Annotated in this window: 1 pseudogene; it reads right to left on the bottom strand. The window is 77.0% G+C overall.

The annotated features are described in order from the left end of the window. Positions 1-333 precede the first annotated feature (333 nt). Positions 334-925 (bottom strand): annotated as a pseudogene (locus BI06_RS45075) (hypothetical protein); the annotation flags it as partial.

Here is a 925-nt window from a genome sequence, read left to right as displayed (position 1 = left end):
GTGCCCTGGAGGGCGGTCAGACCCAGGGCGGCGGTGGCCAGGACGGCACACGCGGCTCTGGCGGGTCGTCGGAGCATGGAGGTCTCCTGCGGTCACGGAGTGGGGGTCGCCGGAAACCGTAGGAGCCCCGTCCGCCCGCCGGGGAGATGTCACCCGGAGGTACCGCCCGGAGCTATCACCGCGCAGGTCGGGCGCTCGGTGGACGGCGGGAAGGCGCTCGGCGGTCGGTCGGTGGTCGCTCGGCCGCGTGGTACAGAACACCTTTCCGTGGACCGTTCCGTCAAGGCGGCCCCGCGCCCCGGCCTGCTGCCGCCCACTGCCGCCCATCGCCGCTCAGCGCTGCTCGACGAGCCCCAGCAGCCAGAAGTTGGCGTACTGCCCGGCGGCCGTGGCCGTCGGGTCGGCGGGCCGCCCGTTCCGGCCCAGCCGGACTCGCACCTCGTCCAAGGACACCGAGGCGCCGCAGGAGTAACCGAGGGGCGCGTAGGTCTCGTCCGGTCCGCAGAGCACGGACACCACCCGTCGCGCGGCGGGGAAGCGCAGCACGATCTGCTGGTGGTCGGCGTACGCGACCTCCAGACCGAGCGCCAGATGCGCCCCGCGGACCAGGTACCAGCCGCTGCCGGGCCGGTCCTGCCGCAGGACCCCGGCCAGCGTCCGCAGCCGGCCCGCACCGAACCCGCCGGGCCGGGGGAACCCGCCGGGACCGCCCTGACCGGACGGCCCGCCGACGGCCCCGTAGCCGCCGAAGTCGTCGAACCCCCCGAACACGTCGAAGCCGCCGCCCGCTGCCGGACCGTCCCCGCCCACCGGCCGCTCGGCCGCCGGGCCGCCGGGGTGCGGCGGTGTCCCGGGCGAGACCGCGGCCGTCGCGAGCACCGCGACGGCCGCCACCGCCGCCGCCACCCTCAGTCGCCGCACCGTC

Origin of the sequence: Kitasatospora sp. MBT66, assembly GCF_000710405.2 — a bacterium.
GTDB lineage: Bacteria > Actinomycetota > Actinomycetes > Streptomycetales > Streptomycetaceae > Kitasatospora > Kitasatospora purpeofusca.
This window is presented reverse-complemented; position numbering and strand designations above follow the sequence as displayed.